Genomic DNA, 24,681 nt, shown 5'->3' on the forward strand with positions numbered 1-24,681 from the left:
CTCAATACTGGGCTGGTTTCAAGCTCAGACGAACCCTTTCGATCTCCGCCTTAACTGCGGAGCAGAACCCCAGAACATCGCCTTGGGACATGTCTGCACGCATCATCACGCGCAAACCGGATTTATTCCTGGCCACAATCGGGAAGAAGACTGCCGAGGTGTAATACCCACGCTTGAATACCCCCTCGGAAACGCCAATCGCCATATCCGGACTGTCCAAGGGAATAACCCGAATAGGCAAACCCGATCCCGCGTGTTCCGTCACAAACAAGCTGTCGAACAGGCGGATATTGGAATTGAGTTTCTCCTGCAAAACGGCCAGTTCACTGGTCTTGTGAATATCCAGGGAAGCCATGGCCGCGCCAACAGTGGCGGGGTTTACATATTGCGAATAGGACATCGGCCCGCCAAAACGGCGGAAAACCTCGTGATAATTGGACTTTTCCGACATATATATACCGCCACCATTGGCACCAAACGCCTTGGCCAATGAATAAACCAGTATGGTTCGCGGATTAAGCTCAGGCATGAAAGTACGAATATAGCCCTCTCCCTTCTCGCCATAGGCACTTAATGAATGAGAATCATCGAAGTATAGAAATAGCCCATATTTGTCCTGCAAAGCCAACAGTCGCTCAACAGGCGCACTTCCCCCCATACTGTAAGCACCGTCAGCAACATACGCGACCAAAGGATGGCGCTTACACATATCCTCAATAAAGTCGACATCATTATGATTGCAAGTGACAACTTGCGTTTCATCACCACAGATGGCCTTTACCTGATTCAGAGCAAAGTGGGCATGCTTATCAAAAATCAAAACAGGGCGCTGGCCATCAGTAAACATCCCGGCTGCCAGTAAGGGTAAAGACGCGACAATGCCCGCGCTGCAGGAAGTCGCGGTGAACGCTCGACAAGCAAAATGTGCCGATAAGGCTTCTTCAAGTTCATCGAGTTCTTTCAGCCTTATTCTGATACGTGAGGTGGGCAAATTCACAGTACCGCAACTCAACACATAATCTGCGGCACGTCGAGCCAGACGCTCATCGACTTCAAGACCCAAATATGAACACGAGCACATATTCATGAATAAATGACCATTCTGGTCCTGCATACGTCCCTGCTGAGCATGCTTGATACTCAAATCGGTCAGCCCCGAATTTTGCGCAAGCGCCCAAGAGGGATTACCGATCTCTACCGACCTGGCGGTGTTTATAAACTTATTTATTTGCTCAGACATACATGACCTCTCTCTATGGACTTAAGAGTCAGACTAATACTGATTTCAATGCCATCTATCTAGCCATCTAATTTACCTAATGGCAGCGTACTATCAATCTCATAAAATCAAATTCCACCAATGCTTAGGAAAGTTCGCTCATTGAAAAGTGAATGATCCGTAGGAATTTTCTGAGAATTTCCGCTCATATTCAAAACACAACAGATAACCGCGTCCGACCCCCACAAACTTGGAATAAAAACCCCAACCCAGAACCGCAACACGAGGCAACAAACGAAGACACTACTATTAGAATTCACGCTAGCAAAAAGCGACGCACCGTCTACATTCAAGTATCACGCCATATTCATACGTTATGCACACGACCAGCAAACTCTCTGCGGAGTATTAACTCATCATGAATGGAAGACTAAGAGGCAAGCGAGCGCTTATAACAGGTGCATCGGCAGGCATTGGAAGAGCTATAGCCGAAACCTACATTGCCCAGGGCGCCGATGTTTTCATTACCGCCCGCACTGACGAGGCTGGGGCTCGTGCAGTAATTGCATTAGCTGAACAAGTTGGCCAGCGGGCCGGCTTCACCCTTATGGATGCCGCAAGCACCAGCATTGATGCACTCTTTGAAGAAGCGCAAGCAGCCGTTGGTCCCTTGGATATACTCGTCAACAATCCGGCATTCATAACCCGTACTCCGTTTCTTGAGCTGAGCGAAGACGAGTACGAACGCACCCTTGCGGTCAACCTCCGCTTTCCATTTTTTATGGCTCAACGCTTTGCAAAAGACTGCATCGCTCGCAAACAGGGCGGCAGCATCATTAACATTTCATCGGTCAGTGCCTTCAAGGCGGTCAGTCGAATGTCAGCTTATCAGGCAAGCAAAGCAGCACTGTCGATGCTTACTCGAAGCTGCGCGGTAGAACTGGCACCCTATGGCATCAGAGTCAACACGATTTCACCGGGGCTGACCGCGACCAGTGGTAACGCCAATCAGTGGCGGGACTCCCCAGAGATTTGGCAAAACAGGAAAAAGGAGATTCCCATGCAGCGTGCTGGAATGCCTGCAGATATGGCAGGCGCTGCCATCCTGCTGGCATCTGATGAGTCATCTTGGATGACCGGTGCGGATCTGGTAATCGATGGGGGACACAGCTGCACATAAAGAACCCGGAAAGTCGCGGGGCACGCTGATCGCCGCACCGCCGGCTGCCACAGGGAATGCGAGAAGCCGCAAACGGTGCGGAAAACCTTGATCCGGAGCATTTTCTCGATCAGGAAAAGAAGGTAAAACGACCCCGGCCACTACTTGTAGTAACGCGCATATAAGACAACTTTCCGACCCTCACCCCATTAGACAGTTTGAAAACCGGCACAAACAGTATTGATTATCATTTAGCTGTCGCTATATTCGTTACATTCCCAACAAAACAATATTGATGAAATTCCGGCTAATGCCCGAACCGCATGGGCTGCGGAGCTTTGGAGGTACGCTATGTCCTTATTCCTGTAAATAATTTCGCTATCTGAATTTTACTTGCACGGTGTTGTGCCATAAAATCAGCGGGATTGATTGCTGCGACATATCGTCACTGCTTTATTTCTTTTCAAGCTCAGAGACCTTTGCTCTCTGTTAAGGATTACCAGCATGCCCGAAGCGACAGGACTCATGGCCCACAACTGGGGCTTTGCCATTTTCCTTCTGGGCGTTGTCGGCCTTTGTGCCTTCATGCTCGGCGTTTCCAGCCTCCTCGGGTCAAAAGCCTGGGGCCGCAGCAAAAACGAACCGTTCGAATCCGGCATGCTGCCTACAGGTGGCGCCCGTCTGCGGCTCTCTGCAAAATTCTATCTGGTCGCGATGCTCTTCGTGATCTTCGATATCGAAGCCCTTTTTCTCTTTGCCTGGTCTGTGTCCGTCCGCGAAAGCGGCTGGACCGGATTCGTCGAAGCTCTCGTTTTCATAGCAATTCTGTTGGCAGGTCTTGTCTACCTATTTCGAGTGGGCGCCCTTGACTGGGCTCCGGCAGCTCGTCTTAAGCGGCAAGCGAAGCTGAAACAATGAGGCTTTGGCAATGCAATACAATCTCACCAGGATCGACCCCGATGCTCCTAACGAGCAGTATCCGATTGGCGAACGGGAAACCGTTTCCGATCCGTTAGAAGATCAAGTCCACAAAAACATTTTCATGGGCAAGCTCGAAGACGTGCTTAACGGCACGATCAACTGGGGGCGCAAGAACTCCCTGTGGCCGTACAACTTCGGTCTTTCGTGCTGCTACGTGGAAATGACCACCGCCTTCACGGCGCCCCACGACATCGCGCGCTTTGGCGCCGAGGTTATCCGGGCATCGCCGCGTCAGGCGGATTTCATGGTTATCGCCGGTACCTGCTTCATCAAGATGGCGCCGATCATCCAGCGTCTCTACGAGCAAATGCTCGAACCTAAATGGGTTATCTCCATGGGTTCGTGCGCCAACTCCGGTGGCATGTACGACATCTACTCCGTCGTTCAAGGGGTGGACAAGTTCCTGCCCGTGGACGTCTACGTGCCTGGCTGCCCGCCCCGCCCAGAAGCTTTTTTGCAAGGCTTGATGCTCTTGCAGGAGTCGATTGGACAGGAGCGTCGTCCGCTTTCCTGGGTCGTCGGCGATCAAGGCGTGTACCGCGCCGAGATGCCTTCGCAAAAGGAACAGCGCCGCGAACAGCGAATCGCAGTCACCAACCTGCGCAGCCCCGACGAAGTCTGATCCAGACCTGCTTCTTTTATAGAACGAGAACCTGGCTTCATTCTTTACGTTGACCGAAAGCGATAAATAACCATGACTACAGGCAGTGCTCTGTACATCCCGCCTTATAAGGCAGACGACCAGGATGTGGTCGTCGAACTGAACAACCGTTTTGGCCCCGAGGCGTTCACCGCCCAGCCTACTCGCACCGGCATGCCGGTGCTTTGGGTTGCCCGCGCCAAACTCGTCGAAGTCCTGACCTTCCTGCGCAACCTGCCCAAGCCGTACGTCATGCTTTATGACCTGCACGGCGTGGACGAGCGTCTGCGCACCAAGCGTCAAGGGCTGCCAAGCGGCGCCGACTTCACTGTGTTCTATCACTTGATGTCGATCGAACGTAATAGTGACGTAATGATCAAGGTCGCCTTGTCCGAGAGCGACCTCAGCGTGCCGACCGTGACCGGCATCTGGCCGAACGCAAACTGGTACGAGCGTGAAGTGTGGGACATGTACGGCATCAACTTTGCCGGTCACCCGCACCTGACCCGCATCATGATGCCGCCGACCTGGGAAGGTCACCCGTTGCGCAAGGACTTCCCGGCCCGCGCCACCGAGTTCGACCCGTTCAGCCTGACCCTGGCCAAGCAACAGCTTGAGGAAGAAGCTGCGCGCTTCAAGCCTGAAGACTGGGGCATGAAGCGTTCCGGTGCGAACGAGGACTACATGTTCCTCAACCTCGGTCCTAACCACCCTTCCGCGCACGGTGCGTTCCGCATCATTCTGCAGCTGGACGGTGAAGAGATCGTCGACTGCGTGCCGGACGTCGGTTACCACCACCGTGGTGCCGAGAAGATGGCCGAGCGTCAGTCCTGGCACAGCTTCATTCCGTACACCGACCGTATCGACTACCTCGGCGGCGTGATGAACAACCTGCCGTACGTGCTCTCGGTCGAGAAGCTGGCCGGCATCAAGGTGCCCGAGAAGGTCGACGTCATCCGCATCATGATGGCCGAGTTCTTCCGGATCACCAGCCACCTGCTGTTCCTGGGGACTTACATCCAGGACGTCGGCGCCATGACCCCGGTGTTCTTCACGTTCACCGACCGTCAGAAGGCGTACACGGTGATCGAAGCCATTACCGGTTTCCGTCTGCACCCGGCCTGGTACCGCATCGGTGGCGTCGCTCACGACCTGCCGCGTGGCTGGGAAAAACTGGTGAAAGACTTCATCGACTGGATGCCAAAGCGTCTGGACGAATACCAGAAAGCCGCACTGGACAACAGCATCCTGCGTGGCCGGACCATCGGCGTCGCCGCCTACAACACCAAAGAAGCCCTGGAATGGGGCGTCACCGGTTCCGGCCTGCGTTCGACCGGTTGCGATTTCGACCTGCGCAAGGCTCGCCCGTACTCCGGTTACGAGAACTTCGAATTCGAAGTGCCGCTGGCGGCCAATGGCGATGCCTACGACCGCTGCATCGTGCGTGTCGAAGAAATGCGCCAGAGCCTGAAGATCATCGAGCAGTGCATGCGCAACATGCCGGAAGGCCCGTACAAGGCGGATCACCCGCTGACCACGCCGCCACCGAAAGAGCGCACCCTGCAGCACATCGAGACCCTGATCACGCACTTCCTGCAAGTTTCGTGGGGCCCGGTCATGCCGGCCAACGAATCCTTCCAGATGATTGAAGCGACCAAGGGCATCAACAGTTATTACCTGACGAGCGATGGCGGCACCATGAGCTACCGCACCCGGATTCGCACCCCAAGCTTCCCGCACCTGCAGCAGATCCCTTCGGTGATCAAAGGCAGCATGGTCGCGGACTTGATTGCGTACCTGGGTAGTATCGATTTCGTTATGGCCGACGTGGACCGCTAAGCATGAACAGCACGCTTATCCAGACAGACCGTTTCGCCCTGAGCGAAACCGAGCGCTCGGCCATCGAGCACGAGCTGCATCACTACGAAGACCCGCGCGCGGCGTCGATCGAAGCCTTGAAGATCGTCCAGAAGGAACGTGGCTGGGTGCCTGATGGCGCGCTCTACGCCATCGGCGAGATCCTCGGCATCCCGGCCAGCGACGTTGAAGGCGTGGCGACGTTCTATAGCCAGATCTTCCGTCAGCCGGTCGGCCGTCACATCATTCGCGTCTGCGACAGCATGGTCTGCTACATCGGCGGCCATGAATCGGTAGTCAGCGAAATCCAGAGCAATCTGGGCATCGGCTTGGGTCAGACCACCGCCGACGGTCGTTTCACCCTGCTGCCGGTCTGCTGCCTCGGCAACTGCGACAAGGCGCCGGCGTTGATGATCGACGACGACACATTCGGTGATGTGCAGCCTGCCGGCGTTGCCAAATTGCTCGAGGGCTACGTATGACCCTGACTTCCTTCGGTCCAGCCAACCGCATCAAGCGGTCGGCCGAGACTCACCCGCTCACCTGGCGTCTGCGTGACGACGGCGAAGCCGTTTGGCTCGACGAGTACCAGGCCAAGAACGGTTACGCGGCTGCGCGCAAGGCCTTCGCCGACATGGCTCAGGACGACATCGTCCAGACCGTGAAGGACTCCGGTCTTAAAGGTCGCGGCGGTGCAGGCTTCCCCACAGGCGTGAAGTGGGGCCTGATGCCCAAGGACGAATCCATCAACATCCGCTACCTGCTGTGCAACGCGGACGAGATGGAACCGAACACCTGGAAAGACCGCATGCTGATGGAGCAACTGCCCCATCTGCTGATCGAAGGCATGCTGATCAGTGCTCGCGCGCTGAAAACCTACCGTGGCTACATCTTCCTGCGTGGCGAATACACCACCGCCGCCAAGCACCTGAACCGTGCCGTCGAAGAAGCCAAGGCAGCGGGCCTGCTGGGCAAGAACATCCTGGGCAGCGGCTTCGATTTCGAGCTGTTCGTCCACACCGGCGCCGGGCGTTACATCTGCGGTGAAGAAACCGCACTGATCAACTCCCTCGAAGGCCGCCGCGCCAACCCGCGCTCCAAGCCGCCCTTCCCTGCCGCCGTGGGCGTGTGGGGCAAGCCGACTTGCGTGAACAACGTTGAAACCCTGTGCAACGTGCCGGCGATCATTGCCGACGGCGTGGACTGGTACAAATCGTTGGCCCGCGAAGGCAGTGAAGACATGGGCACCAAGCTCATGGGCTTCTCCGGCAAGGTCAAGAACCCGGGCCTGTGGGAATTGCCGTTCGGCGTCACCGGTCGCGAGTTGTTCGAAGACTACGCCGGCGGCATGCGCGACGGTTACAAGCTCAAGTGCTGGCAGCCTGGTGGCGCCGGTACCGGTTTCCTGTTGCCGGAACACCTGGACGCGCAAATGTACGCCGGCGGCATCGCCAAAGTGGGCACCCGTATGGGTACCGGCCTGGCCATGGCGGTGGACGACAGCGTCAACATGGTTTCCCTGCTGCGCAACATGGAAGAGTTCTTCTCCCGCGAATCCTGCGGTTTCTGCACCCCATGCCGTGACGGTTTGCCGTGGAGCGTCAAGCTGCTGCGCGCGATCGAGAACGGTGAAGGGCAAGCCGGCGATATCGAGACCCTGCTGGGTCTGGTCGGTTTCCTCGGCCCAGGCAAGACCTTCTGTGCTCACGCACCGGGCGCCGTGGAGCCGTTGGGCAGCGCAATCAAATACTTCCGCCATGAGTTCGAAGCCGGCATCGCGCCTACCAGCGCCGTCGTCCCGCCTCTGGCAAGGCCGATCGTAGTCGGCGCGTAAACGCTTAAAGAAGCGAAGGGTCCGTGCCCTTCGCTTTGTCGTGTGATGACGCCTTGAACGGCTGTGTTGATTCACGCGAACAACAAGATTCCATTAGCCACGCCCGCTGACACCGGGCCAACGAAGAACTTTGAACCATGGCCACTATCCACGTAGACGGCAAAGAGCTCGAAGTCGATGGGGCAGACAACCTGTTACAGGCATGTCTGTCGCTAGGCCTCGATATCCCTTATTTCTGCTGGCACCCAGCCCTTGGCAGCGTTGGCGCTTGCCGCCAGTGCGCGGTCAAGCAGTACACCGACGAAAACGACAAGCGTGGTCGGATCGTCATGTCGTGCATGACCCCCGCCACCGACGGCAGCTGGATCTCCATCGATGACGAAGAAGCGAAAGTGTTTCGCGCCAGCGTCGTTGAATGGCTGATGACCAACCACCCTCACGACTGCCCGGTCTGTGAGGAAGGCGGTCACTGCCATCTGCAAGACATGACAGTGATGACCGGCCACAACGAACGCCGTTATCGCTTCACCAAGCGTACTCACCAGAACCAGCAACTGGGCCCGTTCATTTCCCACGAAATGAACCGCTGCATCGCTTGCTACCGCTGCGTGCGCTTCTATAAAGACTACGCTGGCGGCACCGACCTCGGCGTATTCGGCGCCCACGACAACGTGTACTTCGGTCGCGTTGAAGACGGCACCCTCGAAAGCGAGTTCTCCGGCAACCTCACCGAGGTCTGCCCGACCGGTGTGTTCACCGACAAGACTCACTCCGAACGCTACAACCGCAAGTGGGACATGCAGTTCTCGCCGAGCATCTGTCATGGCTGCTCCAGCGGTTGCAACATTTCCCCGGGCGAGCGCTACGGTGAACTGCGTCGTATCGAAAACCGTTTCAACGGTTCGGTAAACCAGTACTTCCTGTGCGACCGTGGCCGTTTCGGCTACGGCTACGTCAACCGCGAAGACCGCCCGCGTCAGCCAAAGCTGGCCAACGGCGCCAAGCTGACCCTCGATGAAGCGCTGGATAAAGCCGCCGATCTGCTGCGCGGTCGCAACATCGTCGGTATCGGTTCGCCGCGTGCCAGCCTCGAAAGCAACTACGCGTTGCGCGAACTGGTCGGCGCCGAGCACTTCTACTCCGGTATCGAAGCCGGCGAGCTGGAACGCATTCGTCTGGTCATGCAGGTGCTCAAAGACAGCCCGCTGCCGATCCCGAACATGCGCGACATCGAAGACCACGACGCGATCTTCGTCCTCGGCGAAGACCTGACCCAGACCGCTGCGCGCATGGCCCTGTCCCTGCGTCAATCGGTCAAAGGCAAAGCCGAAGACATGGCCGACGCCATGCGCGTTCAGCCTTGGCTCGACGCTGCCGTGAAGAACATCGGTCAGAACGCGCTGAACCCGCTGTTCATCGCCAGCCTGGCTGAAACCAAGCTCGACGACATCGCTGAAGAATGCGTTCACGCTGCGCCAGACGACCTGGCCCGCATCGGTTTCGCCGTGGCTCACGCCCTCGATGCCAGCGCGCCTGCCGTAGAAGGCCTGGACGCTGAAGCTCTCGAGTTGGCCAAGCGCATTGCCGACGCCCTGCTCGCCGCCAAGCGTCCGCTGATCATTGCCGGCACCTCGTTGGGTTCCAAGGCGCTGATCGAAGCCGCGGCGAACATCGCCAAGGCCCTGAAGCTGCGTGAGAAGAACGGTTCCATCAGCCTGATCGTGCCGGAGGCCAACAGCCTCGGCCTGGCCATGCTCGGTGGCGACTCGGTCGATGCCGCGCTGCAAGCAGTGATCGACGGCAAGGCCGACGCCATCGTCGTGCTGGAAAACGATCTGTACACCCGTACCGACAAAGCCCGTGTCGATGCTGCCCTGAACGCCGCGAAAGTGGTAATCGTGGCGGACCATCAGAAGACCGCTACCAGCGATCGTGCGCACCTGGTTCTGCCAGCGGCCAGCTTCGCTGAAGGCGACGGTACGCTGGTCAGCCAGGAAGGCCGCGCCCAGCGCTTCTTCCAGGTCTTCGACCCGACTTACCTCGACGCAAGCATCATGGTTCACGAAGGCTGGCGCTGGCTGCATGCCCTGCGCGCTACCCTGTTGAGCCAGCCGATCGACTGGACCCAACTGGACCACGTCACCGCTGCCTGTGCCGCAAGCACTCCGCAACTGGCCGGCATCGTCAGCGCCGCACCGTCCGCCGCGTTCCGTATCAAAGGCCTGAAACTGGCTCGCGAACCGCTGCGTTACTCCGGTCGTACTGCCATGCGCGCCGATATCAGCGTGCACGAACCGCGCACTTCCCAAGATAACGACACCGCGTTCTCGTTCTCCATGGAAGGTTACTCGGGCTCGGCCGAACCGCGTCAGCAAGTGCCATTCGCCTGGTCTCCGGGCTGGAACTCGCCGCAAGCCTGGAACAAGTTCCAGGACGAAGTCGGTGGTCATATCCGCGCTGGCGACCCGGGCACCCGCCTGATCGAAAGCACCGGTGATTCGCTGAACTGGTTCGCCAGTGTTCCTCGCGCGTTCAACCCGGCGCCGGGCACCTGGCAGGTCGTGCCGTTCTTCCACCTGTTCGGCAGCGAAGAGAACTCTTCCAAAGCCGCGCCGGTTCAGGAACGCATCCCGGCCGCTTACGTGTCGCTGGCCAAATCCGAAGCCGACCGCCTGGGTGTCAATGACGGTGCCTTGCTGAGCTTGAGCGTTGCTGGCCAGACCCTGCGTCTGCCACTGCGCATCAACGAAGAGCTGGGTGCCGGCCTGGTCGCATTGCCGGCCGGTATCGCCGGCATTCCGCCAGCGATCTTTGGCAAATCCGTTGACGGTCTGCAGGAGGCAGCTCAATGACCTGGTTCACGCCTGAAGTGATTGACGTGATCATCGCGGTCCTCAAGGCCATCGTGATTCTGCTCGCCGTGGTGGTGTGCGGCGCGCTGCTGAGCTGGGTCGAGCGTCGTCTGCTCGCCCTCTGGCAGGACCGTTACGGTCCGAACCGCGTCGGCCCGTTCGGCGCGTTCCAGATTGCGGCCGACATGATCAAGATGTTCTTCAAGGAAGACTGGACCCCGCCGTTCGCCGACAAGGTGATCTTCACCTTGGCGCCGGTCGTGGCCATGAGCGCCTTGCTGATTGCCTTCGCGATCATCCCGATCACCCCGACCTGGGGTGTGGCGGACATCAACATCGGCATCCTGTTCTTCTTCGCCATGGCTGGTCTGTCGGTCTACGCGGTGCTGTTCGCCGGCTGGTCGAGCAACAACAAGTTCGCCCTGTTGGGCAGCTTGCGGGCCTCGGCACAAACCGTGTCGTACGAAGTGTTCATGGGCCTGTCGCTGATGGGCATCGTGATCCAGGTCGGCTCGTTCAACATGCGCGACATCGTTGAATACCAGGCGCAGAACATGTGGTTCATCATTCCGCAGATCTTCGGTTTCCTGACCTTCTTCATTGCCGGCGTCGCCGTGACTCACCGTCACCCGTTCGACCAGCCGGAAGCGGAGCAGGAACTGGCCGACGGTTACCACATTGAATACGCCGGCATGAAATGGGGCATGTTCTTCGTCGGTGAGTACATCGGCATCGTGCTGATTTCGGCGCTGCTGGTGACCCTGTTCTTCGGTGGCTGGCACGGTCCGTTCGGCATTCTGCCGCAGATCCCGTTCATCTGGTTCGCACTGAAAACCGCGTTCTTCATCATGTTCTTCATCCTGCTGCGCGCTTCGATTCCGCGCCCACGGTATGACCAAGTGATGGATTTCAGCTGGAAGTTCTGCCTGCCGCTGACCCTCGTCAACATGCTGGTGACCGCTGCGATCGTGTTGCTCAACACGCCCGCTGTCGCGGCTCAGTGAGGATAGAGAATCATGAAGTACATATTTGACATCGTGCATGGCTTCTTCACCCAGCTTCGCAGCCTGGTGATGATCTTCGGCCACGCCTTCCGCAAGCGCGACACGCTGCAATACCCGGAAGAGGCGGTTTACCTGCCGCCGCGCTTCCGTGGCCGCATCGTGCTGACCCGCGACCCCGACGGCGAAGAGCGCTGTGTAGCCTGCAACCTGTGCGCCGTGGCGTGCCCGGTTGGCTGCATCTCGCTGCAGAAAGCTGAAACCGATGACGGTCGCTGGTACCCGGAGTTTTTCCGTATCAACTTCTCGCGCTGCATTTTCTGCGGCCTCTGCGAGGAAGCCTGCCCGACCACCGCGATCCAGCTGACACCGGATTTCGAGATGGCCGAGTTCAAACGTCAGGACCTGGTGTACGAGAAAGAAGATCTGCTGATCTCCGGCCCCGGCAAAAACCCTGATTACAACTTCTATCGTGTTGCAGGTATGGCGATTGCCGGTAAGCCAAAAGGCTCCGCGCAAAATGAAGCCGAACCGATCAACGTGAAGAGCTTGCTGCCTTAAGGAAGAAAGATGGAATTCGCTTTCTATTTCGCATCGGGTATCGCTGTTGTGTCCACGCTTCGCGTGATCACCAACACCAACCCCGTGCACGCCCTGCTCTACCTGATCATTTCGCTGATTGCCGTGGCGATGACGTTTTTCGCCCTCGGCGCACCGTTTGCCGGTGTGCTCGAAGTGATCGCCTACGCTGGCGCCATCATGGTGCTGTTCGTGTTCGTGGTGATGATGCTGAACCTGGGCCCGGCCTCGGTTCAGCAAGAGCGCGTCTGGCTCAAGCCCGGCATCTGGCTCGGCCCGGTCGCGCTCGGCACCCTGCTGCTGGTTGAACTGCTGTACGTGCTGTTCAGCGACGCCAGCGGCCAGGCCATCGGCCACACCACCGTAGACGCCAAGGCCGTGGGCATCAGCCTGTTCGGTCCTTATCTGCTGGTGGTCGAACTCGCCTCGATGCTGCTGCTCGCCGCAGCCGTCACGGCGTTCCACTTGGGCCGCAACGAAGCCAAGGAGCAATGACGATGCCTGCTATCCCTATGGAGCATGGTCTGGCGGTCGCCGGCATCCTGTTCTGCCTCGGTCTGGTCGGCCTGATGGTCCGGCGCAACATTCTTTTCGTGCTGATGAGCCTGGAGGTCATGATGAATGCCTCCGCACTGGCCTTCATCGTTGCCGGTAGCCGCTGGGCGCAGCCGGATGGACAGATCATGTTCATCCTGGTGATCAGCCTGGCAGCCGCCGAGGCCAGTATTGGCCTGGCGATTCTGTTGCAGCTGTATCGCCGCTTCCACACTCTCGATATCGACGCTGCCAGCGAGATGCGCGGATGAATCTTCTCTATCTGACTTTCGTATTCCCTCTCATAGGTTTCCTGCTGCTGGCGTTCTCACGCGGCCGTTTTTCGGAAAACCTGTCGGCGCTGATCGGCGTCGGTTCCATCGGCTTGTCGGCCATCGTCACGGCTTATGTGATCTGGCAATTCAACGTCGCGCCACCTGAAGGCGGTCACTACACCATGGTGTTGTGGCAGTGGATGGCGGTGGAAGGCTTTACGCCTAACTTCGCGCTGTACCTGGATGGTCTGTCCCTGACCATGCTGGGTGTGGTGGTCGGCGTCGGCTTCCTGATCCACCTGTTCGCGTCCTGGTACATGCGCGGTGAAGCCGGTTACTCGCGCTTCTTCGCCTACACCAACCTGTTTATCGCCAGCATGCTGTTCCTGGTCCTGGGCGATAACCTGTTGTTCCTGTACTTCGGCTGGGAAGGTGTGGGCCTGTGCTCGTACCTGTTGATCGGTTTCTACTACAGCAACCGCAACAACGGTAACGCGGCACTCAAAGCCTTCATCGTGACCCGGATCGGCGACGTGTTCATGGCCATCGGCCTGTTCATCCTGTTCGCGCAACTGGGCACCCTGAACATCCAGGAACTGCTGGTGCTGGCACCGCAGAAATTCCAGGCCGGCGACTTCTGGATGGTCATGGCGACCCTGATGCTGCTGGGCGGCGCTGTCGGTAAATCGGCGCAACTGCCGCTGCAAACCTGGCTGGCGGATGCGATGGCCGGTCCTACTCCGGTTTCGGCACTGATCCACGCCGCGACCATGGTAACTGCCGGTGTCTACCTGATCGCCCGTACTCACGGCCTGTTCACCCTGGCGCCGGAGATCCTGCACCTGGTTGGCGTTGTCGGCGGTGTGACCCTGGTACTCGCCGGTTTTGCCGCACTGGTCCAGACCGATATCAAACGTATCCTCGCCTACTCGACCATGAGCCAGATCGGCTACATGTTCCTGGCATTGGGCGTTGGTGCCTGGGATGGCGCGATCTTCCACCTGATGACCCACGCCTTCTTCAAGGCGCTGCTGTTCCTTGCGTCCGGTGCGGTGATCGTTGCCTGCCACCACGAGCAGAACATCTTCAAGATGGGCGGCCTGTGGAAGAAACTGCCACTGGCCTACGCCAGCTTCATCGTCGGCGGCGCGGCTCTGGCGGCGTTGCCACTGGTGACCGCGGGCTTCTACTCCAAGGACGAAATCCTCTGGGAAGCGTTCGCCAGCGGCAACAACGGTCTGCTCTATGCAGGTCTGGTCGGCGCGTTCATGACCTCGCTGTACACCTTCCGCCTGATCTTCATCGCGTTCCACGGTGAATTGAAGACCGAAGCGCACGCCGGTCACGGCATCGCTCACTGGCTGCCGCTGTCGGTGCTGATCGTATTGTCGACCGCCATTGGCGCGATGATCGTTCCGCCGCTGCACGGTGTGCTGCCAGAAAGCGTCGGCCATGCCGGCGGCGACGCCAAGCACAGCCTGGAAATCGCCTCGGGCGCTATCGCCCTGGCCGGTATCCTGCTGGCCGCCTTGCTGTTCCTCGGCAAGCGTCGTTTCGTCACTGCTATCGCCAACAGCGGCATCGGCCGCTTCCTTTCGGCCTGGTGGTTCGCTGCCTGGGGCTTCGACTGGATCTACGACAAACTGTTCGTCAAGCCATACCTTGCGCTCAGCCACGCACTGCGCAGAGACCCGCTCGACCAGACCATCGGTCTGATCCCGCGTATGGCCAAAGGCGGTCACACCGCCCTGAGTCGTACCGAAACCGGTCAACTGCGTTGGTACGCGGCATCGATGGCAGCCGGCTCCGTGCTGGTCATCGGCGCCATCGTGCTGGTAGCGGTCTGAATATGAACCTTGCGAACTTGCGAAAGGAATTGAGCCCGTCATGATTCTGCCTTGGCTAATCCTGATCCCCTTCATCGGCGGCCTGCTGTGCTGGATGGGTGAGCGCTTCGGCGCTACCCTCCCCCGCTGGATTGCGCTGTTGACCATGACCCTGGAACTCGCACTCGGCCTCTGGCTGTGGGCCCACGGTGATTATTCATTTGCTCCGGCGCCTGGCGCCGATCCGACCTGGGTGCTCGAGTTCAAGCACATCTGGATCGAGCGCTTCGGCATCAGCGTGCACCTGGCCCTCGACGGCCTGTCGCTGTTGATGATCCTGCTGACCGGCCTGCTGGGTATCCTCTCGGTACTTTGCTCGTGGAAAGAGATCCAGCGTCACGTTGGTTTCTTCCACTTGAACCTGATGTGGATCCTGGGCGGTGTCGTCGGCGTGTTCCTCGCCCTCGACCTGTTCATGTTCTTCTTCTTCTGGGAAATGATGCTGGTGCCGATGTACTTCCTCATCGCGCTCTGGGGTCACAGTTCTTCGGACGGCAAGAAAACCCGGATCTACGCGGCGACCAAGTTCTTCATCTTCACCCAGGCTTCCGGCCTGATCATGTTGGTGGCGATCCTGGGCCTGGTCCTGGTCAACTTCGACGAAACCGGCGTGATTACCTTCAACTACGCCGACCTGTTGAAAACCAAGATGTCGCTGACCACCGAGTACATCCTGATGCTCGGCTTCTTCATCGCCTTCGCGGTGAAGCTGCCAGTGGTGCCGTTCCACTCCTGGTTGCCTGACGCTCACGCCCAGGCGCCAACAGCGGGTTCGGTCGACCTGGCCGGTATCTTGCTGAAAACCGCTGCTTACGGTCTGCTGCGTTTCGCCCTGCCGCTGTTCCCGAATGCCTCGGCCGAGTTTGCGCCGATCGCCATGACCCTGGGTCTGATCGGGATCTTCTACGGTGCGTTCCTGGCCTTCGCCCAAACCGACATCAAGCGCCTGATCGCCTACTCCTCCGTTTCCCACATGGGTTTCGTGTTGATCGGCATCTACTCCGGCAGCCAACTGGCCCTGCAGGGCGCGGTGATGCAGATGCTGGCGCACGGTCTGTCGGCGGCGGCACTCTTTATCCTCAGTGGTCAACTGTACGAGCGCACTCATACCCGCGACATGCGTGAGATGGGCGGCCTGTGGTCGAAGATCGCTTACCTGCCAGCCATCAGCCTGTTCTTCGCAGCCGCGTCGCTGGGCTTGCCGGGTACCGGTAACTTTGTGGGTGAGTTCCTGATCCTGATCGGCACGTTCCCGGCCGCCCCATGGATCACGATCATCGCGACGTCCGGCCTGGTGTTCGGTTCGGTCTACTCGCTGATCATGATCCACCGTGCCTACTTCGGCCCGTCCAAGTCGGATGCGGTGCTGCATGGCATGGATGCTCGCGAACTGATCATGGTGGTTGGGCTTGCGGCGCTGCTGATTTACATCGGCGTGTACCCGCAACCGTTCCTCGATACCTCTGCTGCGACGATGCATGGCGTGCAGCAATGGCTCGGTACCGCCTTCACTCAACTCGCTTCGGCCCGGTAAGAGCGCTATGGAATTCACGACTCAACACTTTATCGCGCTTGCGCCGTTGTTGATCACCAGCGCCACGATCATCGTGGTGATGCTGGCGATCGCCTGGCGCCGCAACCACTCGCAGACCTTCCTGATTTCCGTGGCGGGCCTGAACCTGGCATTGCTGTCGATCCTGCCAGCCCTGAAAGTCGCGCCCCTGGCCGTGACGCCATTGCTGCAGATCGACACCTTCGCTTGTCTGTACATGGCGCTGATCCTGGTCGCCACCCTCGCTTGTGTGACCCTCGCCCACGCCTACCTCGGCGATGGCGGTTCGGGTTACCCGGGCAACCGTGAAGAACTTTACCTGCTGATCCTGATGGCCGCCGCCGGTGGCCTGGTGCTGGTCAGCGCGCAGCACCTGGCCGGGTTGTTCATCGGTCTGGAACTGCTCTCGGTACCGGTCTACGGTCTGGTGGCGTATGCCTTCTTCAACAAGCGTTCGCTGGAAGCCGGTATCAAGTACATGGTGCTGTCGGCCGCCGGTTCCGCGTTCCTGTTGTTCGGCATGGCCCTGCTGTATGCCGACTCCGGCAGCCTGAGCTTCGTTGGCATCGGCCAGGCCCTCGCAGCCACCGGCCTGCCAAGCTCGCTGGCGCAACTGGGCCTGGGCATGATGCTGATCGGTCTGGCGTTCAAGCTGTCGCTGGTACCGTTCCACCTCTGGACCCCGGACGTTTACGAAGGTGCTCCGGCACCGGTGGCCGCGTTCCTGGCCACCGCGTCCAAAGTCGCTGTGTTCGCAGTGATGGTGCGTCTGTTCCAGATCTCGCCGGCTGCAAGCAGCGGTGTACTGAGCGACGTGCTGACCATCATCGCCATCGCGTCGATCCTGTTCGGTAACCTGCTGGCACTGACCCAGAGCAACCTCAAGCGTCTGCTGGGTTACTCGTCCATCGCTCACTTCGGTTACCTGCTGATCGCCCTGGTGGCGAGCAAAGGCCTGGCCGTGGAAGCCATCGGCGTGTACCTGGTCACCTACGTGATCACCAGCCTCGGCGCGTTCGGCGTGATCACCCTGATGTCCTCGCCGTACAACGGCCGTGACGCGGATGCGCTGTACGAATACCGCGGCCTGTTCTGGCGCCGTCCGTACCTGACCGCCGTACTGACCGTGATGATGCTGTCCCTGGCCGGTATCCCGCTGACCGCGGGCTTCATCGGCAAGTTCTACATCATCGCTACCGGTGTCGAGTCGCACCAATGGTGGCTGGTCGGTTCCCTGGTTCTGGGCAGCGCCATCGGCGTCTTCTACTACCTGCGCGTGATGGTCACCCTGTACCTGATCGAACCGAACCTGCGTCGCCACGATGCACAACTGCACTGGGAACAACGTGCAGGCGGCGTGATGCTGCTGGCGATCGCCGCACTGGCGTTCTTCCTCGGTCTGTATCCGCAACCGTTGCTGGTGCTGGTTCAGCAGGCGGGGTTGGCGGGTTGATCGCTTAAGCGACACTTGGTAGAAAACAGAAACGGCACCTTCGGGTGCCGTTTTTGCGTTTGTGGGATTTGTTACTGCTGCCCTGCCCTCCTTCTCTAATCCCAGAAAGCTCTCGCGGAATCGTCAGGTTCGTCCTACAGCCAGAATTGGGGTAGTGCCTCTATCTTGAGTGCCTGCCGGACAGACAAACCGAAGCGAGGACGAGCAATGAAACGCGACATCTTTTATGAACTGGTAGACGGATCTGACGCTTTGGCCACTGGACGTCGGAACGAAGCTTCACCTGAGCGCTACGACATCAAACCGACCCTTTTGCCATTCGTCTGTGCTGAGGTCTTGCGCAATTTTGCAGCTCCACAAAATTCTGGCTATATTTGTCCAGAATATAGGGAGGGGCGAATCATGATCATTGTTCCGTTAGCAGAAGCAAAAAACAATTTATCCAAACTCGTCGATGACGCAGCCGCCGGACAAGTCATCACGATCGCCAAACACGGCCGTCCCCTTGCCCGCCTGGTTCCAGTGGAAAGACCGCGCGGACAGCGAATTGGAGCGATGAAAGGCAAACTCATCCTTACCGACGGCTTCGACGCCGCTTTGCCAGACGACCTGCTGGATGCATTTGAAGGGCAGCAACCATGAGGGTGTTGCTCGATACCCATGTACTGCTCTGGACACTCGCCGACGATCAGAAATTATCTGGCAAAGCCCGACAACTCATTAATAACGCCACTGAAGTTTATGTCAGCGCCGCGACCTTCTGGGAAATGGCTATCAAGGTCGGTCTAGGAAAGCTAAGCGTTGATCTGGAGGAAATCCGCCAATACTGCATCCAAAGCGGATTTATTGAACTACCTGTTTCATCCGAACACGCCATTGCGGTGAAAGATCTGGAACCTCACCATCGTGATCCGTTCGACCGCCTCATCGTGGCCACTGCAATGACAGAACCGATGAAACTTCTTACTGCGGATCCAATGGTAGCCAAGTACACATCGTTGGCCATTTTGATTTGAGGCTGCTGGTCCCTAGGCAACGCAATAAAAAACGGGGCCTTCGGATTGTGTTGTTCCTTAACTGATTGCAAGGTTCAACTACCAAAAGCTGATGCTGATCACTGCTTCGGCAGAGATCGATCAGCTCGCAACCCTGACCTGAATGCTTAGGGCTTTTACTCCACCCACATAACGAAATTGTAATTCCCGCATCACCTTGGCGTTATCCGCAGCTTGCAACGATGTCACCCGGCGACCATGCCGGCGGGCCTTCTCCGCCGAACAATAAAAACCCACGCCGAAGCACGTTCCCGTTCTGCCGAACCCAAGGAGTGATTGATGGTTAACAATACAAAAATGTCGATGGCCGCTTTAGCGGTGGTGGTCGGCTCCGGACCGTCCATGGTGATGGCGGATGATAAAGCCGAAGGGTTTATCGAGGGCAGCAGCCTGACGGTGCTCAACCGTAACTTCTACTTCAACCGTGATCACCGCAACGGCCAGTCCAGCCCCACCGGCAATGGTTATTCCGAAGCCTGGGCCCAAGCGGTGATCAGCAAGTTCGAATCCGGGTTTACCCAAGGCACCGTCGGCGTCGGTGTCGATGCGTTTGCGATGATCGGTTTGAGGCTCGACACCGGTGACGGGCGCAACGGTGGCCGTAGTTCGTTTGATGTGCTGCCAGTCAACAATGATGGCGAGGCGCGCAATGAGTACACGAAGATGGGTGGCGCCGCCAAAGTGCGAGCCTTCGATACGGTGGTCAAGGTCGGTGACGTGTTCCCGGCCAACCCGGTGGTGGCGGCCGGTGACTCGCGCTTGCTCCCGGAAAGCTTTCGCGGCGTGACGGCGACCAACACCAGCATCGAAGGCCTGTCGATTCAGGGCGGTCGGTTGCATGCGATGAGCCAACCCGTGTCCAGCGACATGCGCGAGAACTTCGCCACGTTTTATGCCGGCCCGGTCAATTCGCCGTGGATCGCTTACGGCGGCGGCGACTATGTACTGAACAAGAACCTCAGTTTCAGCCTGTACTCCAGCCGCCTCAAGGATGCCTGGAATCAGTACTACGCCGGCACTGCCTGGACCTATCCGCTATCGGATGACCTGTCGCTGTTTGGCGGCCTGAACTATTACAAGGCTGTCGACGAAGGCAAACAATTGCTCGGCAAGTTCGATAACAACATCTGGAGCGGCCGGGTCGGCGTGAAACTCGGCGCGCACTCCGTTGCGCTTTCGCACCAGCGCAACAACGGCAATGACGACTTCGATTACCTGCGTCAATCCGACTCGATCTTCCTCGACAACTCCATCCAGTACAGCGACTTCAACTCGCCCAAGGAACGTTCGTGGATGGTGCGCTACGACCTCGACATGACCACTTACGGTGTGCCGGGGCTATCGTTCATGACTCGTTACGCCCGAGGCACCGACGCCGATTACTCCAACGCCAACGCCGTGTACATGCGCCGCGATGCTGACGGCAATCCGTTGACCGACCAGAAGCGCTGGGAGCGTGATGTCGAAGTCAAATACGTGGTGCAGAGCGGTTCGATGAAAGACTTGTCGCTGCGTTTGCGCCAGGCCACGACTCGCGCCACGGCGTTTGAATCGGATCTGGATGAAGTGCGGGTGATTGTCGAGTACCCGTTGGCGATTCTCTGATTGAGCGGTTGCTACACATTCACCTTTAGAAGCTCCTTGCTCCTTTGGTAAGAGGTGAATCTTTGGCGTCCTTCGGGGCGCCTTTTTTATGTGCGCCTGAATAAAACCCATAGGAGCTGCCGAATATTCGGTAGCTCCTATGGGGGAATCCGGTCCTGGCCATCAAGACGGTGTCAGCCGCCGCGATTGCGGCAATCCCCCGCCACCGTGTATTTGATGGTGTTGAGCTGGCCCTTGGAGTCTTCATAGGTCATGGCCGTGGGGACTACGGCGCAGGCAGCTGGCGGGCGCACAACGCTCACCACTTTCACCACGTCCAGCTTCATTCCGTATTCGTAGTCCTTGACCACCGGCGCCGGTTTGCCCTGGTTGGCCGCGTACTGCTGCATGGCTTTGGTATTGGCACTCAGCGCCCGCTCGAACGTCCGGTCACCACCACCCTCGGCGAACACATTCAGGGACATCGTCAGCACGCTGGCGAACGTCATTGACTTAAGCACTTTCATATCCATTTCCTTCCAATCCTGGCTCATAAAAAAACCCGGCATCGAGACTCGATGACGGGCTTGTTCAAGTGCGATGCGCTTACAAGTCTTTGGTGTTGCCGTCTTTCTTTTCATTGACGACGACGGGGTCGCGAGCTTGTTCCTTGGCGACGAACAGCTCTACAGAGCGGTCATTGGCGGTCATCATTTTTGCGAAGGTCCGATCACCGCCGCCTTCGGCCAAGACCAGAGAAGACATCGCCAACGCTGCTGCAAAGGCACTGATTTGTGCGAATTTCATGTTTGATTCCTCGTTTAGTAGCTGACGGGATCAAGGTAACAATCCGAACCTTTCGTAACGGTGGCGCGCAAATTACATATCCGTTATGTGCCAAAAAACTGTGGGAGCGGGCTTGCTCGCGAAGGCGATGGATCAATCAACATCAGTGTCGACTGACAGATTTGCTATCGCTAGCAGGCTAGTTCCCACAGGTAGATCACCTACTCTGTTGGAGCTGTGTCTTCTTCTCGGCGATGGGCGAGCTGATACAGCGCCGGCAAGATCAGCAGCGTCAGGAGGGTCGAGGACAGGATCCCGCCAATCACCACCGTCGCCAATGGTCGCTGCACTTCCGCGCCAGTACCGGTCGCCAGCGCCATCGGAATAAAGCCCAGTGACGCCACCAGCGCCGTCATCAACACCGGGCGCAGACGTGTCAGCGCGCCTACGTTGATCGCATCAGACAGCGAACGCCCCTCCTCCCGCAGGTTGCGGATGAACGCAATCATCACCAGCCCGTTGAGCACCGCTACCCCCGACAGCGCGATGAAGCCCACGCCTGCCGAGATTGACAGCGGAATGTCCCGCAACCACAGCGCCATGACCCCGCCGGTCAACGCAAACGGAATCCCGGTGAACACCAGCAAGCCATCCTTGAGGTTGTTGAACATCATGAACAACAACCCGAACACCAGCAGCAACGCCACCGGCACCACGATCTGCAGGCGCTTGGCCGCCGATTGCAGTTGCTCGAACTGCCCGCCCCAACTTATCCAGTAACCCGCAGGCACCTGCACCTCTCGCTCGATCACCTCGCCCGCGTCTTCGACGAACGACCCGATATCGCGCCCGCGCACGTTGGCGCTGACGATCACCAGGCGCTTGCCATTTTCGCGGCTGACCTGATTCGGCCCCAGCACCACATCAAGGCTGGCGACTTCTTTCAAGGCAATAAAACCAATCTGATCAGCCGCGCCATTGAGCGGTGCCGGCACCGGAATCAACAGCGCCGACAGACCTTCGATGTCCTTGCGCATGGCATCGGACAACCGCACCACCATGTCGAAACGTCGGTCGCCTTCATACAACGTGCCGGCCTGACGCCCACCCACCGCGACGGCAATGGTGTCCTGCACATCGCCGACGTTGAGCCCGTAACGCGCCGCCTTGTCGCGGTCGATGTTGATGGTCAGCACCGGAAGGCCGGTGGTTTGTTCGACTTTGACTTCAGAGGCGCCATTGACCTTCTGCATGGCGGCGGCAATCTTCGCCGCGGTGGCGTTGAGCACGTCCATGTCATCGCCGAACACCTTGACCGCGACGTCGCTGCGCACGCCGGAGATCAGTTCGTTGAAGCGCAACTGAATCGGCTGCGACAGTTCGTAGTTACTGCCCGGCAACGTCGCGGCGGCCTGTTGCAGTTCCGCCATCAGGGTTTCGCGAGACTTGTCCGGGTCCGGCCATTGCTCTTTTGGCTTGAGCATCACGTAGCTGTCGGAGATGTTCGGCGGCATCGGGTCGGAGGCGATTTCCGCAGTGCCTGTGCGGGCGAACACGCGCTCGACTTCCGGTACTTTGCCCAGGATCAGGGTTTCCAGACGCTGCTGCATGTCCACCGATTGCGTGAGGCTGGTGCCCGGCACGCGCAAGGCTTGCAGGGCAAAATCGCCCTCGCTGAGGCTCGGCACGAACTCGCTGCCCATGCGGCTGGTCAGCACGCCGCTGAGCACAATCACGCCCAACGCCGCGCCCACCGCCACGGCGCGATGGTTCATCACCCACGCCAGCGCCGGCGCATACACCCGGCGCGCACCGCGCATCACCATGCCCTCTTCTTCCTTGACCTTGCCGGTGACGAACAGCGCAATCGCGGCCGGCACAAAGGTCACCGACAGCAGCATGGCGCCGAGCAAGGCGATGACCACGGTGAACGCCATCGGGTGGAACATTTTCCCTTCGACGCCGCTCAGGGCAAAGATCGGCAGGTACACGACCATGATGATCAACTGGCCGAAAATCAGCGGTCGCCGAGCCTCTTTGGCCGCCGCAAACACTTCACGCAAACGCTCGGAGCGGGTCAGCAAACGCCCGTGATGCTGCTGTGCATGGGCCAGCCGTCGCAGGGTGTTTTCGACGATCACCACCGCGCCGTCGACGATGATGCCGAAGTCGAGGGCGCCCAGGCTCATCAGGTTGGCGCTGACCCTGTTGCTGTACATACCGGTGAAGGTGAATAGCATCGACAACGGAATCACCATCGCGGTAATCAATGCCGCGCGGATGTTGCCGAGAAACAGGAACAGAATCGCGATCACCAGAATCGCGCCTTCGATCAGGTTCTTTTTCACCGTGGCAATGGCCTTGTCCACCAGGTGCGTGCGGTCGTACACCGGCACCGCGATCACGCCTTTGGGCAGCGAACGGTTGATCTGCTCCAGCTTGCTGGCGACGGCCTGGGACACGGTGCGGCTGTTTTCGCCGATCAGCATGAACACGGTGCCGAGCACCACTTCACGGCCGTTTTCCGTGGCCGCGCCGCTGCGCAGTTCGCGGCCGATGTCCACGGTGGCGACGTTCTTCACCCGGATCGGCGTGCCATCGACGTTGGCCATGACGATATTGGCGATGTCCTCGATGCTCGCCACTTGCCCCGGCGCACGAATCAGCAACTGCTCGCCGTTGCGCTCGATGTACCCGGCGCCGACGTTGGCGTTGTTGCGCTCAAGCGCCGTGATCAGGTCGGTGAGGGTCAACTTGTAGGCCGCCAGCCGTTTCGGATCGGGGGCGATCTGGTATTCCTTGGCAAAGCCGCCGATGGTGTTGATCTCGGCCACACCAGGGACGTTGCGCAGTTGCGGCTTGATGATCCAGTCCTGAATCACCCGCAAATCCGTCGGCGTGTAGGCACTTGCATCGTCCTTGAGCGCACCTTCCCTGGCTTCCACGGTCCACAGGAATATCTCGCCGAGGCCAGTGGAAATCGGCCCCATCACCGCGTTGGTGCCCTCGGGCAATTGCTCCTTGGCGATCTGTAACCGCTCGTTGACCAATTGCCGGGCGAAGAACAGGTCGGTGCCGTCCTTGAAAATCACCGTGACCTGCGACAGCCCCGAACGCGACAGCGAACGGGTCTGCTCCAGCGCCGGCAGACCGGCCATGGCGGTTTCAATCGGGAAGGTGATGCGCTGCTCGGTTTCCAGCGGCGAGAACCCGGCGGCGCCGGTGTTGATTTGCACCTGGACGTTGGTGATGTCGGGCACGGCGTCGATCGGCAGTTTTTGATAACTGGCGATCCCGAGGCCGGCCATGAGCAGAACGGCAAGCAGCACGATGATGCGCTGCTCGATGGCAAACTGGATCAGGCGTTCGAACATGAGAACCTTCTCGTCGAGGGGGCGAATCGATGGGCGTCTTTAGGGGGAGTCTTCAATGAG

21 protein-coding genes are annotated in these 24,681 nt (G+C 58.8%); 17 read left to right on the forward strand and 4 right to left on the reverse strand.

Translation table 11 applies throughout. From position 1 onward, the window contains the following. Nucleotide 1: 1 nt before the first annotated feature. On the reverse strand, nt 2-1,240 hold the full coding sequence (locus BLW70_RS23895; RefSeq protein ID WP_074878210.1) for an aminotransferase class I/II-fold pyridoxal phosphate-dependent enzyme: 1,239 nt from the start codon (nt 1,238-1,240) through the stop codon (nt 2-4). 397 nt (nt 1,241-1,637) lie between these two features. Between BLW70_RS23895 and BLW70_RS23900 the strand changes: the two genes are divergently transcribed. The 17 genes from BLW70_RS23900 (at nt 1,638) to BLW70_RS23980 (ending at nt 20,482) form a co-directional block, all read left to right on the forward strand. Next, nucleotides 1,638-2,399 (forward strand): SDR family NAD(P)-dependent oxidoreductase, encoded by a 762-nt coding sequence (locus BLW70_RS23900; protein ID WP_074878212.1) that lies wholly within the window; start codon nt 1,638-1,640, stop codon nt 2,397-2,399. Nucleotides 2,400-2,882: 483 nt separating this feature from the next. After that, entirely contained in the window at nt 2,883-3,296 is a 414-nt protein-coding gene (locus tag BLW70_RS23905; RefSeq protein WP_008146033.1) for an NADH-quinone oxidoreductase subunit A, read from the forward strand. A gap of 10 nt (nt 3,297-3,306) precedes the next feature. Beyond that, nucleotides 3,307-3,981, forward strand: coding sequence for a NuoB/complex I 20 kDa subunit family protein (locus BLW70_RS23910; protein WP_008146035.1), 675 nt, complete (start codon nt 3,307-3,309; stop codon nt 3,979-3,981). A gap of 72 nt (nt 3,982-4,053) precedes the next feature. Then, nucleotides 4,054-5,838 carry an NADH-quinone oxidoreductase subunit C/D gene (gene nuoC, locus BLW70_RS23915; protein ID WP_074878214.1) on the forward strand — a complete coding sequence of 595 codons (1,785 nt, stop codon included), beginning with the start codon at nt 4,054-4,056 and terminating at the stop codon, nt 5,836-5,838. 2 nt (nt 5,839-5,840) lie between these two features. Then, complete coding sequence (gene nuoE / locus BLW70_RS23920) at nt 5,841-6,338, forward strand: NADH-quinone oxidoreductase subunit NuoE (RefSeq protein ID WP_008146039.1); 498 nt, start codon at nt 5,841-5,843, stop codon at nt 6,336-6,338. After that, nucleotides 6,335-7,690, forward strand: a complete 1,356-nt coding sequence (nuoF, locus tag BLW70_RS23925; protein WP_008146041.1) for an NADH-quinone oxidoreductase subunit NuoF — start codon at nt 6,335-6,337, stop codon at nt 7,688-7,690. Before nuoE ends, nuoF begins: the two co-directional genes overlap by 4 nt. Before the next feature lie 137 nt (nt 7,691-7,827). After that, complete coding sequence (nuoG, locus tag BLW70_RS23930; RefSeq protein WP_074878216.1) at nt 7,828-10,542, forward strand: NADH-quinone oxidoreductase subunit NuoG; 2,715 nt, start codon at nt 7,828-7,830, stop codon at nt 10,540-10,542. After that, the gene (gene nuoH, locus BLW70_RS23935) at nt 10,539-11,546 is read left to right on the forward strand and encodes an NADH-quinone oxidoreductase subunit NuoH (protein WP_074878218.1); all 1,008 of its coding nucleotides are present in this window, start codon (nt 10,539-10,541) and stop codon (nt 11,544-11,546) included. Before nuoG ends, nuoH begins: the two co-directional genes overlap by 4 nt. A gap of 12 nt (nt 11,547-11,558) precedes the next feature. Further along, complete coding sequence (gene nuoI, locus BLW70_RS23940) at nt 11,559-12,104, forward strand: NADH-quinone oxidoreductase subunit NuoI (protein ID WP_200889382.1); 546 nt, start codon at nt 11,559-11,561, stop codon at nt 12,102-12,104. Between the two features lie 9 nt (nt 12,105-12,113). Continuing rightward, entirely contained in the window at nt 12,114-12,617 is a 504-nt protein-coding gene (nuoJ, locus tag BLW70_RS23945; RefSeq protein ID WP_007905076.1) for an NADH-quinone oxidoreductase subunit J, read from the forward strand. A gap of 2 nt (nt 12,618-12,619) precedes the next feature. After that, the gene (gene nuoK, locus BLW70_RS23950; RefSeq protein WP_007946416.1) at nt 12,620-12,928 is read left to right on the forward strand and encodes an NADH-quinone oxidoreductase subunit NuoK; all 309 of its coding nucleotides are present in this window, start codon (nt 12,620-12,622) and stop codon (nt 12,926-12,928) included. Next, on the forward strand, nt 12,925-14,778 hold the full coding sequence (nuoL, locus tag BLW70_RS23955) for an NADH-quinone oxidoreductase subunit L (protein WP_074878221.1): 1,854 nt from the start codon (nt 12,925-12,927) through the stop codon (nt 14,776-14,778). Before nuoK ends, nuoL begins: the two co-directional genes overlap by 4 nt. A 40-nt stretch (nt 14,779-14,818) precedes the next feature. Further along, nucleotides 14,819-16,351, forward strand: a complete 1,533-nt coding sequence (gene nuoM / locus BLW70_RS23960) for an NADH-quinone oxidoreductase subunit M (RefSeq protein WP_074878223.1) — start codon at nt 14,819-14,821, stop codon at nt 16,349-16,351. Nucleotides 16,352-16,358: 7 nt separating this feature from the next. Next, nucleotides 16,359-17,822, forward strand: a complete 1,464-nt coding sequence (gene nuoN / locus BLW70_RS23965; protein ID WP_033057078.1) for an NADH-quinone oxidoreductase subunit NuoN — start codon at nt 16,359-16,361, stop codon at nt 17,820-17,822. A gap of 207 nt (nt 17,823-18,029) precedes the next feature. Next, complete coding sequence (locus BLW70_RS31215; protein ID WP_235865023.1) at nt 18,030-18,464, forward strand: type II toxin-antitoxin system Phd/YefM family antitoxin; 435 nt, start codon at nt 18,030-18,032, stop codon at nt 18,462-18,464. Continuing rightward, a complete protein-coding gene (locus tag BLW70_RS23975; RefSeq protein WP_074878228.1) occupies nt 18,461-18,838 on the forward strand; it encodes a type II toxin-antitoxin system VapC family toxin in 378 nt (125 codons plus the stop codon). Before BLW70_RS31215 ends, BLW70_RS23975 begins: the two co-directional genes overlap by 4 nt. Nucleotides 18,839-19,156: 318 nt before the next feature. Continuing rightward, the gene (locus BLW70_RS23980) at nt 19,157-20,482 is read left to right on the forward strand and encodes an OprD family porin (RefSeq protein WP_074878231.1); all 1,326 of its coding nucleotides are present in this window, start codon (nt 19,157-19,159) and stop codon (nt 20,480-20,482) included. A 173-nt stretch (nt 20,483-20,655) separates the two neighbouring features. On the opposite strand, the gene BLW70_RS23985 is transcribed toward BLW70_RS23980, so the two are convergent. From BLW70_RS23985 to BLW70_RS23995, 3 genes are all read right to left on the reverse strand, one after another. Beyond that, nucleotides 20,656-20,988: a DUF2790 domain-containing protein gene (locus tag BLW70_RS23985; RefSeq protein WP_074878232.1), complete on the reverse strand. Its 333-nt coding sequence runs from the start codon at nt 20,986-20,988 to the stop codon at nt 20,656-20,658. Nucleotides 20,989-21,067: 79 nt separating this feature from the next. Then, nucleotides 21,068-21,268, reverse strand: coding sequence for a co-regulatory protein PtrA N-terminal domain-containing protein (locus BLW70_RS23990; protein ID WP_074878234.1), 201 nt, complete (start codon nt 21,266-21,268; stop codon nt 21,068-21,070). A 200-nt stretch (nt 21,269-21,468) separates the two neighbouring features. Then, a complete protein-coding gene (locus BLW70_RS23995; RefSeq protein WP_074878236.1) occupies nt 21,469-24,621 on the reverse strand; it encodes a CusA/CzcA family heavy metal efflux RND transporter in 3,153 nt (1,050 codons plus the stop codon). Nucleotides 24,622-24,681: the final 60 nt, after the last annotated feature.

The sequence above is a fragment of the Pseudomonas frederiksbergensis genome (assembly GCF_900105495.1).
In the GTDB taxonomy this organism is placed as follows: domain Bacteria; phylum Pseudomonadota; class Gammaproteobacteria; order Pseudomonadales; family Pseudomonadaceae; genus Aquipseudomonas; species Aquipseudomonas frederiksbergensis.

Coding starts and splice junctions, on each gene's coding strand:
- BLW70_RS23895 (WP_074878210.1), bottom strand. CDS start 1,240: ATGTCTGAGCAAATAAATAAGTTTATAAACACCGCCAGGTCGGTAGAG.
- BLW70_RS23900 (WP_074878212.1), top strand. CDS start 1,638: ATGAATGGAAGACTAAGAGGCAAGCGAGCGCTTATAACAGGTGCATCG.
- BLW70_RS23905 (WP_008146033.1), top strand. CDS start 2,883: ATGCCCGAAGCGACAGGACTCATGGCCCACAACTGGGGCTTTGCCATT.
- BLW70_RS23910 (WP_008146035.1), top strand. CDS start 3,307: ATGCAATACAATCTCACCAGGATCGACCCCGATGCTCCTAACGAGCAG.
- nuoC (WP_074878214.1), top strand. CDS start 4,054: ATGACTACAGGCAGTGCTCTGTACATCCCGCCTTATAAGGCAGACGAC.
- nuoE (WP_008146039.1), top strand. CDS start 5,841: ATGAACAGCACGCTTATCCAGACAGACCGTTTCGCCCTGAGCGAAACC.
- nuoF (WP_008146041.1), top strand. CDS start 6,335: ATGACCCTGACTTCCTTCGGTCCAGCCAACCGCATCAAGCGGTCGGCC.
- nuoG (WP_074878216.1), top strand. CDS start 7,828: ATGGCCACTATCCACGTAGACGGCAAAGAGCTCGAAGTCGATGGGGCA.
- nuoH (WP_074878218.1), top strand. CDS start 10,539: ATGACCTGGTTCACGCCTGAAGTGATTGACGTGATCATCGCGGTCCTC.
- nuoI (WP_200889382.1), top strand. CDS start 11,559: ATGAAGTACATATTTGACATCGTGCATGGCTTCTTCACCCAGCTTCGC.
- nuoJ (WP_007905076.1), top strand. CDS start 12,114: ATGGAATTCGCTTTCTATTTCGCATCGGGTATCGCTGTTGTGTCCACG.
- nuoK (WP_007946416.1), top strand. CDS start 12,620: ATGCCTGCTATCCCTATGGAGCATGGTCTGGCGGTCGCCGGCATCCTG.
- nuoL (WP_074878221.1), top strand. CDS start 12,925: ATGAATCTTCTCTATCTGACTTTCGTATTCCCTCTCATAGGTTTCCTG.
- nuoM (WP_074878223.1), top strand. CDS start 14,819: ATGATTCTGCCTTGGCTAATCCTGATCCCCTTCATCGGCGGCCTGCTG.
- nuoN (WP_033057078.1), top strand. CDS start 16,359: ATGGAATTCACGACTCAACACTTTATCGCGCTTGCGCCGTTGTTGATC.
- BLW70_RS31215 (WP_235865023.1), top strand. CDS start 18,030: ATGAAACGCGACATCTTTTATGAACTGGTAGACGGATCTGACGCTTTG.
- BLW70_RS23975 (WP_074878228.1), top strand. CDS start 18,461: ATGAGGGTGTTGCTCGATACCCATGTACTGCTCTGGACACTCGCCGAC.
- BLW70_RS23980 (WP_074878231.1), top strand. CDS start 19,157: ATGGTTAACAATACAAAAATGTCGATGGCCGCTTTAGCGGTGGTGGTC.
- BLW70_RS23985 (WP_074878232.1), bottom strand. CDS start 20,988: ATGAAAGTGCTTAAGTCAATGACGTTCGCCAGCGTGCTGACGATGTCC.
- BLW70_RS23990 (WP_074878234.1), bottom strand. CDS start 21,268: ATGAAATTCGCACAAATCAGTGCCTTTGCAGCAGCGTTGGCGATGTCT.
- BLW70_RS23995 (WP_074878236.1), bottom strand. CDS start 24,621: ATGTTCGAACGCCTGATCCAGTTTGCCATCGAGCAGCGCATCATCGTG.